The 15,745-nt window shown below is 39.1% G+C and carries 7 protein-coding genes and 3 pseudogenes; 5 read left to right on the top strand and 5 right to left on the bottom strand.

What is annotated here, in order from left to right:
- Window positions 1-16: 16 nt before the first annotated feature.
- From JCM21531_RS00895 to JCM21531_RS00885, 3 genes are all read right to left on the bottom strand, one after another.
- On the bottom strand, window positions 17-2,161 hold the full coding sequence (locus tag JCM21531_RS00895) for a glycoside hydrolase family 9 protein (protein ID WP_038286701.1): 2,145 nt from the start codon (window positions 2,159-2,161) through the stop codon (window positions 17-19).
- A gap of 496 nt (window positions 2,162-2,657) precedes the next feature.
- Entirely contained in the window at window positions 2,658-7,475 is a 4,818-nt protein-coding gene (locus JCM21531_RS00890; protein ID WP_038286699.1) for a glycoside hydrolase family 9 protein, read from the bottom strand.
- A 690-nt stretch (window positions 7,476-8,165) separates the two neighbouring features.
- Window positions 8,166-8,804: a TraR/DksA C4-type zinc finger protein gene (locus JCM21531_RS00885; RefSeq protein ID WP_038286697.1), complete on the bottom strand. Its 639-nt coding sequence runs from the start codon at window positions 8,802-8,804 to the stop codon at window positions 8,166-8,168.
- A 251-nt stretch (window positions 8,805-9,055) separates the two neighbouring features.
- Between JCM21531_RS00885 and JCM21531_RS00880 the strand changes: the two genes are divergently transcribed.
- Together JCM21531_RS00880 and mtnA are read left to right on the top strand one after the other, a co-directional pair.
- Entirely contained in the window at window positions 9,056-9,859 is an 804-nt protein-coding gene (locus tag JCM21531_RS00880; protein ID WP_038286696.1) for an S-methyl-5'-thioadenosine phosphorylase, read from the top strand.
- Window positions 9,860-9,909: 50 nt separating this feature from the next.
- Window positions 9,910-10,926, top strand: a pseudogene (mtnA, locus tag JCM21531_RS00875) (S-methyl-5-thioribose-1-phosphate isomerase); the annotation flags it as partial.
- A gap of 144 nt (window positions 10,927-11,070) precedes the next feature.
- On the opposite strand, the gene JCM21531_RS00870 reads toward mtnA, so the two are convergent.
- Complete coding sequence (locus JCM21531_RS00870) at window positions 11,071-11,451, bottom strand: metal-dependent transcriptional regulator (protein ID WP_038286693.1); 381 nt, start codon at window positions 11,449-11,451, stop codon at window positions 11,071-11,073.
- A gap of 315 nt (window positions 11,452-11,766) precedes the next feature.
- Here JCM21531_RS00870 and JCM21531_RS00865 point away from each other — a divergent pair.
- The 3 genes and pseudogenes from JCM21531_RS00865 to JCM21531_RS18165 all read left to right on the top strand — a co-directional run bounded on the left by JCM21531_RS00865 (window position 11,767) and on the right by JCM21531_RS18165 (window position 14,397).
- Window positions 11,767-11,993 (top strand): annotated as a pseudogene (locus tag JCM21531_RS00865) (FeoA family protein).
- 77 nt (window positions 11,994-12,070) lie between these two features.
- Window positions 12,071-14,236, top strand: coding sequence for a ferrous iron transport protein B (feoB, locus tag JCM21531_RS00860; protein WP_038286691.1), 2,166 nt, complete (start codon window positions 12,071-12,073; stop codon window positions 14,234-14,236).
- Window positions 14,233-14,397, top strand: coding sequence for a FeoB-associated Cys-rich membrane protein (locus JCM21531_RS18165; protein WP_094184700.1), 165 nt, complete (start codon window positions 14,233-14,235; stop codon window positions 14,395-14,397). Before feoB ends, JCM21531_RS18165 begins: the two co-directional genes overlap by 4 nt.
- 44 nt (window positions 14,398-14,441) lie before the next feature.
- Here JCM21531_RS18165 and JCM21531_RS23380 read toward each other — a convergent pair.
- A pseudogene (locus tag JCM21531_RS23380) lies at window positions 14,442-15,739 on the bottom strand (replication-associated recombination protein A).
- Window positions 15,740-15,745 lie beyond the last annotated feature (6 nt).

Here is a 15,745-nt window from a genome sequence, read left to right as displayed (position 1 = left end):
TATTTCAAATATCAAATTATTCTACAGGAAATTTATCTATAACACGAAGCAGATATCTATTCATTAATGTAACATCGCTGGAGTTGACATTGCCATCTCCGTTTAGATCTGCAGCCTTTAATTTAATTGGGTCTGTTATTATAGAAAATTTAATTACATGTCTTTTTAACATTGTATAGTCTGTTGAATTAATCAAACCATCACCGCTTATGTCACCAACTTTATATTGGGCTGGAGTTGGAGTAGGAGTAGGTGTAGGTGTAGGTGTAGGTTCAAGGCCGCCGGGAACTTCTCCAAAAATTCTTGTAGACCCGTCAAAAACAGGCATGTATTTAGTCTTTGTTACCTCTTTGGTAAGCCCTTGATACGAATAGTCGTTTGTCGGATCCCAGAATTTTGTGCCCTGAGGCGCTGAAATACGGAACTGAAGCTCTGCAGAATACTGCTCCTGTCCTATCGGACATATGTTAGTTCCGTCAACATACGCTATATTAATATAGTAAATATTGTCATACAAATGAGTAATCGGTGAAATATTAACATCCATTCCGCTTTCACAATAACCTACTTTTACTGTAATATCATCAACAGTATAACCTGCTTCGAAAACCTCAGTTAAATCCATGTAGTAATTGTATGAAAGATCTTTAATAAGTCTTGCCGGCCAAGATGAGCGGTTATTGAGCAATGCTTTTATTTCGGTATAATGCTCTCCGGCTTGGTTTATACCCGCTTCTACGAAAAACTCATCATCTCTTTTTTCCGGTGGTGGAAAGTTTGCCTGAGGAGTTCCGCCGTATTCTGCAGTCAATCTGCAGAGAGTACCGACAAAACCTGCATTATAGTCAGTTGCAACTTCATTTTGAATATAATCTTCAATATCATCTTTGTAGTTGTCACTTCTTCCGGGACCTCCAACCAGAGCACCGTAAAGTACGTGTCTGTGTTTATCGGGAATATCCCTCTTATCCAGCCATGTTCCGTGAGCAGTTCTGTGGTGAGGACGCTCAGGCGGATTGTTTCCAAATCCTATAACATAGCTTCTCTTGTCCGGATTTGAACCCAACGCATAATCAACCTGACTCTTTGCAAAATTATAATATTTTTGCTTAAGAGCAGAATCATTTATTGAATCTGCATATACAAAAGCCAGGAATGCAGCTGTTGTAGCATATCTCAACGGTCCCCAAGTATCGAGATGTGCAAGTCCTCCCGGAGTATATGTAACACTCTTGCCGTTATAACCTTGAGGTGTCCACCAATCCAGATGCATCTGTGCAAATTTATGATACTCCTCTTTGCCGGTAGCCCTTGCAAGCAAAATTATTGCTCCATAGTGACAGTCATCCCAGCAATGTGCCCATTGATACTCTATATCTGTAGTCTGGTTCTGACGATTTAATTTTGGAATATAAGATTCAGCTTTATCAAGATAGGACTGATCACCAGTTGCCAGGTAAAGCCATGTTGAAGCCCACAAAAGTTCATCCCAGAATCCGCTGTGAGAACTGTAAAAACCATTTGCTGCAGTATAAGTACTGTCGCTCCTTGTTGCATCTGCAAGTTCGAAATATTTCTTTGCATATCTAAGGTATGTATCATTTTTAAGAACTATAGAACCTACAGCCAAAGCTGCAGCCATCTGACCTACAACGGCGGATCCCTTTCCAACAAAGAAAGGTCTTTCCATTTCTTTTTCAATAACTTCTGCAGAACCCCACCATTTATGGTCGCCAGCACCGTCACCTATCTGGTAAACAACGCTGTCTCCTCTGTCGCATGCTACCAGATAATCAAGGGCAAAAGCAAGGTTTCTTTCGAGGTGCAGTCTCTGTCCCGATGCCTCAATATCATCACCGTACTCATAAAGGGCCCAGCCAAGCATTGCCGCAGAGTAGGCCATAGGAAGGTTAAACTTAACATGGTCACCTGCGTCATACCATCCTCCAAGGACTTCATCATTCATTGTTGCATCGCCGCGCCACTCAACACGGTTCCATTCAGGAAGCGGTCCTGCCTGCTGACACTCATAAAAGTAAATAGCTTTCTGAAGAGCTTCTGCATAATTGTAGGTTCCTGCTGCGGATACTATCCCTTGGGGAAGAATAAATGCCGTCAGCATAACCAAAGTCAGTACAAAGCATAATGTCTTTTTCACCATAATTCCTCCTCTAAAATAATAATATATTTGTTATATTTATTGGTTTTATTTTATATAAACCACCTCCATAAGGAAAAACTCCAAAAAATATATAAAGTTATATAAAAAAATATATAACTTTAACCCCAAAATTTGAACTGCAAAATTTGCTTCAACGAATAATAAAGACTCAATGCAAAATAGACTTGCTATATATGATATTCTCAAGAAATTAGTTGGTGTATTAAAATTTCTATTCAATATTATTATATCACAATTTGTCTTCCTTTACATAGTATAACCTTTGTAAAGCTATTAAAAGTTTAGGACATTTATATTTCCCTCTAAATATTAAATCCGAGTCCGTATAAATTTTTAAGTGGGTCAATCATCCCGCTTATTTCTCCTTTTTAATAAAAGGCTAAAAAAAGCATAAGAAAGGAGAAACCTTATGGCTTCTCCTTATATATTAGTTGAGTTCAATGCAAATTAAGTTTGATTTATCGAATTAAATCTCTTACCAATCTATAGCATCTACATAGAAAGTAAATTCGCCTTCCCCTGTAGTCTGTACCTGTATACCCATCTGCTGAGGCCAATCCGGATTTACATCTTCAGGAAGAGTCAGAGTAATTTCATTCCAGTCATTTGTTTTAACCATAGTGTATCCCTTCCATGTTGAATTCCAGAGTACTTCCGACCAATCAGGTGTATGAGGCATAATGTATGGCTGTATAGCAGCAATAGGTGCACCGGAAGGTATCCAGATTCTAAATGTTACAGTGGTACCTGGAGCTACGATAGTACCTCCGTCCAATTTCAACTCTGCAGTTCCTTCAGCATCGCTTGTTACAGTCCATTTAAGAGCTTTTTCTCCCTTAAATACCTTTTCGCCGGTGTTTTCTATAACAGACGTTGAGTATGTTCCGGATGTTGTAAAGCCTCCAAATGTACCATCTTCAAAGCTGAATTTGGAATTGTCTCCGGTAGCGGATGTTACTGTCACTGTGCTTGTAAATAAGCCTGACGCTCCTTCATTATCTGTAGCAATTAATTTTACTTTATATGTTCCAGGGTTTTTATACTTATGGGTAATAGTAGCAGATGTCGAAGTTCCTTCAAATCCGTCACCGAAATCCCATACATAGTAGGCAATTCTTCCGTCAACATCTATTGAATTTGATGCATTAAATACCACATTATCGTCGGTAGTCGGTTCCTCAGGTGAGAAAGTAAATGTTGCTTGAGGAGCCTCATTTTGAGGAACATACGGAAGAACTCTTATAACCCTTAATAGATATTTCCATAGTACAGTATAGTCAGTTGAGTTCACATTTCCGTCAAGGCAAACATCAGCTGCTGCTACATTTATATCTTCTCTTATTCCCAGCAAATATTGCTTGAGCATCATAAGGTCAATAGAATTTACTTTTCCATTGCCATCCAAGTCTCCAAGTAATACGGAACCATCGGTTTCAAGCACTATATGGCATGCTGTCAAAGCGGGCACTGTGTATGTGAAAGCATTGTCCTTTATGCCTAGTATAGGAGTCCTTGCAGTAATTTTATAGCTTCCTCTGTCAAATGCCCATACATTTCCAATTGTATAGTTCTTGCTGCTATCAATTGAGAAATTGAATGTTGTTGGTTTGTCATAGCTCTTGTTCAAAAGAATAATATGGAGCTTGCCTTCATCTTCACCAACAATTGATGCATAAGCGGAGCTTACTTCTATGTCGGATGTTTCACACTTAACGGATGTATCTCCAAACTTACCGCCTTTACCGTCGTAGTTTGTATAGAGGTTTATACCGGCTTCTGTATAATTGTCGCTTGCATCTCCCCAGAATGTTGCAAGGTATACGCCGTATTTACCGAATATACCAAGAACATCGGCTTCTGCAATACCTCCGGTAATATGATCTCCTCCACCATAGTCGTACTCGGTTATTGCAAGTTTTGTTCCCGGATAATAACTTTCAATGGAATCGAAAATATTTGGCAACAGCGGTAAGAAGTCTTGTTTCCATTGACCAATCCAGCTATTTTCAATATATGTCGGATCCCATAATGTTCTAGGTGCCTGCAACCTTGCCTTGTTGGTCTCAATATTTCTTGAATCCTCTCCAAAGCATATTCTTGCACCGCCGCCTGTTGCTTCCGGATACCAGTGTACGTCAAGTACATCTAAGAGTCTCTTTCCTTCTTCATCAGAAGCCTCTTTCATTTTATCAAGGTAATAGTCCAAGAACCATCTGTAACCTTCTCCTTCAGTTTCCCAGTCAGGAGCTGACTGCAACGATTCATATGCAGCAAAACCATAGAGAGCAGGTCCGAATATTTCTGCATACGGATCTACATTTTTAACTGCCTTGGAAAGCTCTACAGATTTTTCAACGAGCTCTTGACAAGTTACATTATTCGGATGAATTCTTGGATGAGTATGGCTCCACAATGCCGGCTCATTATCTATGGAATAACCCTTTATTCCGGTTTCTGTGGATGCATTTCCGTATTTGTTTACGAGATAATTTACAAATTCATCCATATAAACATAATCATCATCTGTATCCGGAGTAAGTGAGAAAGGTGCTCCCTTTGCAAACTTAACTTCTTTCCATCTTGAAGATGGTGCAGTTTCCGTCTCAGATACAGGACCGTTTCCATCTGCAGAAACATAACCTGCAGCCTGGAGAGTTATGAGTGTATAAGGAACATTCTTGCTAAGTGCATTATCATGGAATGTAGTAACTACAGAAGCAGGTGTATCCCACTCTTCCTGAGGTACTTTACCGTCCATCAAAAGATAAGTATCGCTGTAATGCAACCAGTCACTTCCTGCATTCGAGAAGTTATTTTCCCAGTTGTATCCGGTTGTTCTGTTTCCGCCGAATCTTCTTGCAGTCAATGTAGCATCAATATCCTGATTGCTTCCGTAAATATACGGGCTGATAGCCTTTCTTTCAGCTGATGTATCTATCTTGACGTCAACTACTTTTGGAGCTTCTGTAGGAGTCGGAGTTGAAGTTGGAGTTGGAGTTGCTACGGGTGTAGGCTCCGGAACAACTTCCGAACCTTGATTTGCAAAAGCAGACATAAATACCAATGCTGAGTTCCAGTAAACTGTATGTTCGTTAGCAACCCAGTCACCGGTGCTTCTTGTGTAGCATTTCGCTGCAAATCTTGACAGTCCTGCTCCTTCATAGGTATTTGGTCCACCAGCCATATAACCCTTTGGAATTCCGGGTTTACCGTCCAAATTGTAAATATTACTGAATACTCCTTTTACAGAATCCTCTCCATATCCCGACACAAAGCTAAAGCGGAGCGGATTTGTACCGAGCAGCCAGTTAAGTGAGCCAAAGCCAAATTTTGATACTCTGTCACTGTATTTATCAAGAAGTTGTGAGCCTATGATAGCATCCATAGGAACATTCATAACCTGCATATTGATTCCCCAGAAGTAGTTTCCGGGAACAATTGCATTCTTCCACGGATTGATTTCGTATCTTGAAAGTATATTTTCAAGCCAAGTTTCAAATTTATCATCAATCCAATTTACAACCCCTGCATCCTTGTTTTCGGATTTCAAGTATGAAAGGAATGCTGTAAGCCACATATCCCCCCATGTATGAGCATATGAGGTCGTACTTTCAAACTTCTGTGCAAAAGATTTATATTTTTCTTTGAAATATGTATGATATACTTCTTCACCGGTAGCTCTGTAGAGAGAAGCTGCCGCCCAGAGTCTGTCACCGCTGTCATCATATACATTGTATGGACCCGGAGGTGAAACAATATTTTTCGGATTGTTTTCAAGGAATCTCCATGCATCTATTGCCGCATCAAGGCACTCTTGTGCAAAGTCAGCATCAATATCCTTGTAAATCAAGTAAGCATGAGCAAGTACTCCGGCAGCACACGCAGTATCATCTGTAGTACAGCCGTTTTGATCCCTGATTATTCTTGATTTTATGTTTTCGTCATTATCGGACTGAACTCTAGGATAGAATCCTCCGCTTTGCTTGTCCTGCATTTTAAGCATCCATTCAAGCTCCCAGCGAGCTTCATCAAGGATGTCCGGTATTCCGTTTCCGCTTTCGGGAATGTTGAACTGACCGTCAACAAACTGAGACGGGAACATTTCATATGCCCAGAACAAGTCTGAAACAGCAGTTGCTCCGGCATTTACATACTTACCGAAATCTCCTGCGTCATACCAACCTTTTGTTATGTCTATAGGAGATTTTGTACCTGATGCAAATACCGCCTGTGCATCCTGAGGAGTAATGTCCTTACGAGGATATCCAAGGGCATAAGGTTCTTCAAGTTCTATACCCTGGCGTTGATAATAGAAATATCTTGCAGAGTCGGCAATCAGAGAACTGTAGATATCTTCAGCGATTTCAAACTTAGGTGAGTCATCAAGCCCTTCAATACTAATGTAATATTTGCCGGGTGTAGTCAAATCGCTGAAATCTGCCTTCAGTATTTTTTCACCGGAATCGACAGGTTCATACTCTGTTACAAGAGTTAATTTTCCAGTATAAGCAGCGGAGCCGTCCGCAGCATTCACTACTGTAAATCTGTCACCTTCCGATACCGCAAGTTCTTCTGCAAATCCTGTAACCAATGCATACTTTTCAGCTTCAGGAACAAAGCCCAGTTGGTTAACTTTAATTTCAGGAGCAGACTTTTCATCATCTTCCGATGTAATTTTTATATCACTAAACCATACTGTAAACGGATCTCCATGTCTCTTTGAAAACACTAGACAAGTAACCGAAGATGGGTCAAATCCATTATTAATGCGCATCAAATCTCTTAATGGAATCTTAACATGCTGCCACTCTGTGGTTATTGTTGCATAATTTGTAATTACTGTACTAACATCGATTTCAAGTCCATAGGTGCGTTCATAAACCTTATCCCTGAAACCTACAATGAACTCTTCTCCGCCATCTTTACCCTTGATGTCAAACTCAAGGTAACCGTTTTCAACATACTGGGAAAGGTCATGAGTGTTCCATCCTCTTACTGTCAGAAGAGAGATCCACCATGCAGACTGGAGCGGTGTCTTTACGCTCAGCCTTAAAGTCGGCAAACCCTTGTATGTAACAGTTGTATCAACGGGAAGGGTATCATTGACAGTATCAAGTTCACCCATACCACTTCCTGACCAGCCAACTACAGGAGAATCCTTAAATATCTGTACATCTTGAAGCTTCCTGTAGCCTTCAGGTGCAACAGTTGCGGCACTTGCAGGCAATTGCGGAACCAAAATTGTAAGCATCATAGCAAGTACCAAAAGTAGTGATAACCTTCTCTTTGCCATATTTCACACTCCTTAAATAATTAATTTTTTTATTAAAATTTACGCAGATGTTGACATACAAAAACACCAATATCAAAATGTATCGTTTTGAGAAATACTTTTTATGCAAACTGGAAATATTGAAATGAAAATAGAGCAAATTCGCAAAATAGAACCGACTTTTACAATAATGAGCTTCATAGAGAACATTATGTGTCACAGGCTCTTAAAATCAACAAGCCCATGCCATGGATATTCATTGCAACAAAGAATCATCCAAAGATTTGTCCGATAGTTTTCCAGATAGCTAAAATACCTTGTCTATAAACCTCAATAACAACCAGTTGCTTTCAAGTATACTTCCCAAAACCCATTTCCAATTGATGATTAATGTAATACCAACATAGTGCGCAAGTTTTATACTTGTAAAGCAATTGATTAATATTACTTTTATATTTTTTAATATTATTTTTTTATATACAGCTATATCCAGCTAAATATTATCATATTTTTATAGCATAATCCATATGATGCAAAGATAAATTCGCATTTATTTTTTTATTTAAGGGGGCAAAATACAAAAATTATAAAAAATATAAATCAAAATATAATATAAATAGCCTTCATTTATCAAATATTACATTTTAAAAATTGATTTATATAAATATTTGCACCGGATAAATGAAGGCTGTAAATTAAAAAAAACACTCCTTAAGGCAGCTGCCTTTTATATTCCTCATTGGAGATGTTATCCATTCTGTCAACTATTCCCTGTTTATCAATCTCATTCGTATAATATTCTTCAAAGTCATAATAGCCTCCCATATCCTGGGGCGTATCCGAGGAGCCGTATTTCAAAAGGTCGTTAAACTGGTCCAAACCTTCATTTTCATCATCTTCCCGCTTATTTAGGTACTTTCTGCCCAAAGGCGCATCCCATATCAGTTCCTCTACCGGCCTTTGTCTTTCCAGATTTTCCATTGATATCTCTTTACTGTTTTCACAATCTATGCAAAGTCTTGTATAAGGTAATGCCTCAAGTCTTTCTTCACCAATTTCCTTTGCGCACAATTCGCATTTTCCGTAATTTCCTTCATCAATCTTTATTAAAGCATCATGAATATCTTTCAGCAAATGTTCTTCATGAACCTTCAGCGCATTATTGAGCTCTGCCTGGAAAAGCTGGGTTCCCAATTCTGCAGGGTGGTTATCATAGGCTGACAACTCATCGGCAGACTCCATGTTCTGCTCACCTATACCATGTTCTTTCATAAGATTTATAGTTTTCTCCAAACTCTTTCCCTCTTTTATAAGAAGCTGTCTGAAAAATTCTTTTCTGTTGTCATCCACTGGATTTTCCTCCCTTAGTATACTTATTCGATATACAATAATTATTTTGATGTACAGCAATAATAATTTCAAAAAACTATATGATAATATATTTAGATTGGCATGAAAAATCTATTTTTATTGAAGGTTTATGATGGAAGAACAGCTTTATAAGATTTAATTATGCAATTTAATAATGTAATTGAAACTTTATACTTTTATAAATATAATAAGTATATTAATATCAATAAATTTTTACAGGGAGGTTTGCAATGAATTATAAAGCTGATATCGGTGTTTTTGGCGGCTCAGGTTTTTATTCTTTTCTGGAAAATGTTGAAGAAATAGAATTGGAAACTCCTTATGGTAAACCCAGTGACAAAATTGCAATTGCCAGCTATGAAGCAAAAAATTGCTTTTTGCCCCGTCATGGCAAAAACCACCAATTCCCGCCCCATATGATACCTTACAGAGCAAATTTATATGCTATGAAAAAGCTGGGAGTAAAGAAAATTTTGGCACCTACATCTTCAGGCAGTCTTCAGCCGGACATTAAACCGGGAGATTTTGTTATCTGCGATCAGTTTGTCGACAGGACAACAGGACGTAAGGACACCTTTTATGACGGTCCTGTTACCAAGCATATAAGCTCAGCGCATCCTTACTGCCCTGAGCTTAGGAAGATTGCAATAGAAGTAGGCAAAGATCTGGGAATAACAACCCATGAAAAAGGTACTGTAGTTGTCATACAGGGACCAAGATTTTCTACTGTAGCCGAGAGCAGATGGTTTAACAAAATGGGCTGGCATGTAATTAATATGACCCAGTACCCTGAAGTCTATCTGGCTAGAGAACTGGGCATCTGCTATGCCAACATAGCTCTTATTACCGACTATGATGCAGGACTTGAAGGCCGCGATGACATTGAACCGGTTACTGAAGAAGCTGTGCTGAAAGTCTTTGCGGAAAACAATGAAAAAGTTAAAAATATGCTTTTTGAAGTAATCAGGAGAATCGACCTTGAAAATGACAAATGTACTTGCTGTAATGTTGATCTAAGTGGTATTGACCTGTGATTTCAAGATGAATATGTTTTATAAATTTTTCGATTGAAAAGGAGAACTCTATGAAGCCGTTAGAGTATTGTGATGGAATATTAAAGTTAATAGATCAGACTTTACTTCCGGTAGAACAAAAGATTGTAGAACTGAAAAACTATGTTGAGGTGGCAAATGCGATAAAAAATATGATTGTAAGAGGTGCTCCTGCTATAGGTGTAACTGCCGCCTACGGTGTGGCAATAGCTTCAAAGGCAATAACCACTGATTCAAAAGATGAATTTTTCACCGGCCTTGCTAAGGTATGCGACATAATTAAAGGCACGCGTCCTACAGCCGTAAACCTGTTTTGGGCCGTTGACAGAGTATACGGTAAAGCTGCCTCAAACCGGGACAAATCCATAGAAGAAATCAAAAAGCTTATTGAAGAAGAAGCTCAGCTTATGGAAAAAGAAGATATTGAATCCAACAAGAGTATTGGCCGATTTGGCAATGAGTTGATAAAGGACAATTGGACAATTCTAACCCATTGCAATGCAGGCGCTCTGGCAACCTGTGATTACGGTACTGCTTTAGGAGTTATTCGGGCGGCCCACGAGTCCGGGAAAAACATACAGGTTTTTGCGGACGAAACAAGACCTTACCTTCAGGGTTCAAGGCTTACTGCTTGGGAATTGATGCAGGATAATATTCCCGTAACTCTTATATGCGACAATATGGCAGGACATTTTATGAAAGAGGGATTGATTGACTGTGTAATAGTCGGTGCAGACAGAATAGCTTTAAACGGAGATACTGCTAATAAAATCGGTACATATTCCGTTGCTGTTTTGGCAAAGGAAAACAATATACCATTCTATGTTGCAGCACCCACAACAACCATAGATTTTTCCATAGAAACAGGGAATCAAATTCCCATAGAAGAACGAAGTCCCGATGAGATAACCCATATAAAAGGTATTAGAATAGCTCCGGAAGGTGTAAAGGTAAAAAATCCTGCCTTTGATGTAACACCAAGCAAATACATTTCAGCAATTATAACTGAAAAGGGAATTATCTACCCGCCATACAATGAAAATATAAAAAATACAAGTAAGCAAATTGTGAATAAAAGCTCGGGACATCGAGTCCCTTCGCTTTGGCCTCTTTCATTTCATTCCAAGAGGCCAAATAAACAAAAAGCCTCAATTTCTAATAAAATTTGAGGCTTTTTAAGTCTTATATTTTAATTATTTATCCTTTTTCTGACTTTCCAAATATGCTTTTTTTATCATTTCAAAGCTCATTGGACTAATTACATGTTCAATGCGGCAGGCGTCTCCCTTTGCAGTATCTTCATCCACTCCCAGGGAGATAAGATAGTCTGTCAGTACTTTGTGACGCTCATAAATGCGCTCGGCAATTTCCATTCCTTTATCGGTCAATGTTATATATCCCGATTCATCCATTAAGATGTATCCGTTTTCTCTAAGCTGCTTCATAGCATAACTGATACTTGGCTTGGAGAAATTCATTTCGTTTACTATATCAATGGACCTAACCTGTCCTATCCTCTGCCTTAGTATGAGAATGGTCTCAAGATAATTTTCAGCAGACTCCTGGATTTTCACCGTAATATCACCACCTGACACGAGAAAAGTACATTTTATATGTTATCACAAATTCATCCTTTTAACAATAGAAATTCTGCTATATATGCCACTGCTATATATGACATATTTATAAATTGTTAAATAATTCTGCTTCTTATAACGCAAATTTTCTAAAAATCAATTGAAAAAAATTTAACATACTTATTGACAAATTAAAACTGCATTGCTAAACTGGAGGTAGATAGTCTTGACTAACTATATTTTTTGGTTATGAGTTAGTCACATCTAACTTGTTAATATAGAGTTTATATACTCCAAGAAAGGAGAAGGTGTATGTCCAGTTTAAGAAATGCCAAGTGCGGTCAAACAGTTAAAGTTGTCAAACTCCATGGCGAGGGAGCTTAAAAAGACGCATTATGGATATGGGAATCACCAGAGGCTGCGAGATTTATATCCGTAAAGTTGCTCCACTCGGTGATCCGATTCAGATAAATGTAAGAGGCTATGAGCTTAGCCTTAGAAAATCTGCCGCAGAAATGATAGAAGTAGAAAAGCTATAACTACATAAATTCTGTCAATGCAAAAGCCGTATGTTGTGCGGTTAGTCTAAGCTAACCAATTTTGAGGAGGTAATTTTATGTCGATAAAAATTGCTCTTGCCGGAAATCCCAACTCCGGTAAGACTACTATGTTTAATGATTTGACGGGAAGTAACCAATATGTCGGCAACTGGCCCGGCGTCACAGTAGAAAAAAAGGAAGGAAAGCTTAAAGGTCACAAGGATGTTATTATAACTGACCTGCCGGGAATTTACTCTCTCTCCCCTTATACTCCGGAGGAGATTGTTTCAAGAAACTATTTGATAAACGAAAAGCCTGATGCAATTATTAATATTGTGGACGGGACAAATATTGAAAGGAACTTATACCTTACCACTCAGCTTACCGAAATGGGTATACCTGTGGTTATCGCCCTCAATATGATTGATATTGTGCGCAAAAAAGGCGATAATATTGATATTAAAAAGCTTTCTAAAAAGTTCGGTTGTGATGTAATTGAAACCTCTGCATTAAAAGGCACCGGTTCAAAAGAGGCCGTATCAAAAGCAATCGCCCTTGCAGAACAAAAGGTAAAAACAACACCGCAGCACAAGTTTTCGTCATCGGTTGAAGATTCGTTATCAAAGATCGCTTCCTACATCGAAAACAGTATAAGTCCGCAACTTTTACGCTGGTACAGCATCAAACTTTTTGAGCGGGATCAAAAGGTATTGGAACAGTTATCTTTGGATGAGAACATTAGAACCGAAATTGAAAATATTATTGCCGAATGTGAAAAACAGCTTGATGACGATAGCGAAAGTATTATCACCAACGAGAGATATAAATACATTGTTGATGCTATAAAAGACTGCTACGTAAGGAAAAATACTTCCCGGGAAACGGTATCCGATAAAATAGACAAAATTGTTACAAATCGACTGCTTGCATTCCCTATTTTCGCCGCTGTCATATTCCTTGTCTATTTTATTTCTGTTACCACTGTAGGAACCTGGGCAACCGACTGGGTAAATGATGTATTGTTCGGACAAATTATCCCCCCTGCAGTAGAAGGCTTTTTAGAGTCCGTTAACTGTGCCGGTTGGCTGTCATCTCTGATTATTGACGGTATAATTGGCGGTGTGGGCGCTGTACTTGGATTTCTTCCTCAAATGATGGTATTGTTCCTGTGCCTGTCAATTCTTGAAGACTGCGGATATATGGCACGAATCGCCTTTATCATGGACAGAGTATTCCGAAAATTCGGTCTTTCCGGTAAATCTTTTATACCGATTATTATAGGAACAGGTTGCGGTGTGCCGGGCGTTATGGCCTCTCGAACCATTGAAAGCGAAGAAGACCGAAAGCTGACCATCATGACCACAACGTTTATTCCTTGCTCCGCGAAGCTGCCGATTATTTCGCTCATAGCAGGAGCATTTTTCCCAGGCTCTATTTGGGTAGCTCCATCCGTATATTTTATCGGTATTGCAGCAATTATTTGCTCGGGAATAATCTTAAAGAAAACAAAAGCTTTGTCGAGTAGTCCTGCACCTTTCGTTATGGAGCTTCCTGCTTATCACTTACCGGGAATTAAGAACGTAGCCTTTCAGATTTGGGATAAATCAAAATCCTTCATTAAAAAAGCAGGAACAATTATATTCCTGGCCAGCGGACTTGTATGGTTCCTGTCCAACTTTAACTGGCAGCTTCAAATGGTAGATGCTCAAGATTCAATACTTGCAACTTTGGGAGGTATTGTTGCTCCTATTTTCGTTCCTCTTGGCTGGGGAACTTGGGAAGCATCCGTTGCAACGCTAACAGGTCTTGTAGCAAAGGAAAATGTCGTCGGAACATTCGGAGTCCTTTACGGATTCCACGAAGTTGCTGAAGACGGTGTAGAAATCTGGGGTAGCCTGCAAGCTTCATTTACAGCGCTTTCAGCGTATTCGTTACTTATTTTCAACTTACTCTGCGCGCCTTGCTTTGCTGCCATTGGGGCTATCAGAAGAGAAATGAAAAGTGCAAAGTGGACTTTTATAGCAATTGGATATCAAACAATTTTGGCATATGCAGCTTCCTTTTGTGTATATCAGTTGGGTATGCTGTTTATGGGTAATGGGTTTAACGTATTCACTGCCATTGCAATTCTAGTTGTTATAGGATTTATTTACCTGCTTCTTCGCCGGCCTTATAATAAAGACGCCAAAAATTCTTCTACCAAAAAAGTCGGGAAAGCAATGTTGGGAGGTGCGAAATTATGATTAAAGCTATAACTGAAAATCTTGCTAATATTATAATAAGTGCTATTTTGATATGTCTTGCTGTTTTGGCAGTTTTAAAAATTCGTAAAGACAAGAAAAAGGGCTCCTGCAGCTGCGGCTGTTCAGGATGCCCCGAATCTCAAATTTGCCACAAAGATTAATTTACAGCTTATTATATGCTTTAAAGCATAATTTTAAATTTAATTTATTCTTGTTTTTTGCTTCTTCTTTTTTGAAGCCATTCCTTAATTTTTAATTCATAACCGTTTGCGCTAGGATTATAATAAACAGTCCCCTTAATTTCTTTAGGAAGATAATCCTGGTCAACAATATTGCCGGGATAATCATGGGCGTATTTATAGCCCTTTCCGTATCCTAGCTCTTTCATTCCCGATGTCACAGCATTTCTGAGGTGCATCGGGATTTCTCCTGTTCGTTTGTTTTTTACATCCTCTAAAGCACGGTCAATTGCCACATAACTTGAATTTGATTTTGGACTGGTAGCTACCATAATTGCAGCCTGAGACAAAATTATTCTTGCCTCAGGCATACCTATCATATGTACAGCCTGCGCCGCTGAAACTGCCAGCTGCAAAGCAGCCGGATTTGCCATACCCACATCCTCGGATGCACATATCATTATTCTACGTGCCAGAAACATCGGATCCTCCCCGGCATACAATGCCCGTGCCAGATAAAACACTGCCGCATCCGGATCACTTCCCCTCATGGACTTTATAAAGGCACTGATATTATCATAATGCTCCTCACCGGATTTGTCGTACCTTGCAGCCTTCTTTTGGACGCATTCCTCAATCAACTGCATATCAATATGAAATTTACCGTCACTTTCAACAGGGGATGTCAAGACGGCTAGCTCAAGGGCATTTAAAGCTATCCTGCATCTCCGTCGCAGATATCCGCCAAATAGTTTAGCGCATCCTCTTCCATTTCAATATCCAAATTGCCCAGCCCACGCTCTTTGTCTTGGATGGCATTTTTGATTATTCTTTTTATTGCATGACTACCAAGGGGCTTTAGCATAAATACCGAAGACCTTGAAATCAACGCTTTATTGACTTCAAAAAAAGGGTTTTCGGTAGTTGCTCCCACAAGAATAACCGTACCGTCCTCCACATATGGAAGGAGCGCATCTTGCTGAGATTTATTAAACCTGTGAATCTCATCAATAAACAATACTGTTTTTCCCTTAGGATTTAGTATCGGGTTCTGGGTATCCGCCACAATCCTCTTTATATCCGCCACACCGGCAGTAACAGCATTTAGCTTTTCAAAATTTGCTTTAGTGCTGTTGGCAATAATCCTCGCCAAGGAAGTTTTACCCGTTCCGGGCGGACCGTAAAGAATAATTGAGGAAATCCTGTCAGCCTTTATCATTCTGTTTAAGAGCTTTCCCTCACCAACTATTTCTTCCTGTCCGAAAAACTCTTCCAAGGTTCTGGGCCTCATTCTGTAGGCCAGCGGCTCTTTTTTTATATCCATAACACC

Origin of the sequence: Acetivibrio straminisolvens JCM 21531 (genome assembly GCF_000521465.1) — a bacterium.
GTDB classification, from domain to species: domain Bacteria; phylum Bacillota; class Clostridia; order Acetivibrionales; family Acetivibrionaceae; genus Hungateiclostridium; species Hungateiclostridium straminisolvens.
Note: the sequence above shows the minus strand (reverse complement) of the source record. Positions and strands in the feature narration are given on the sequence as shown.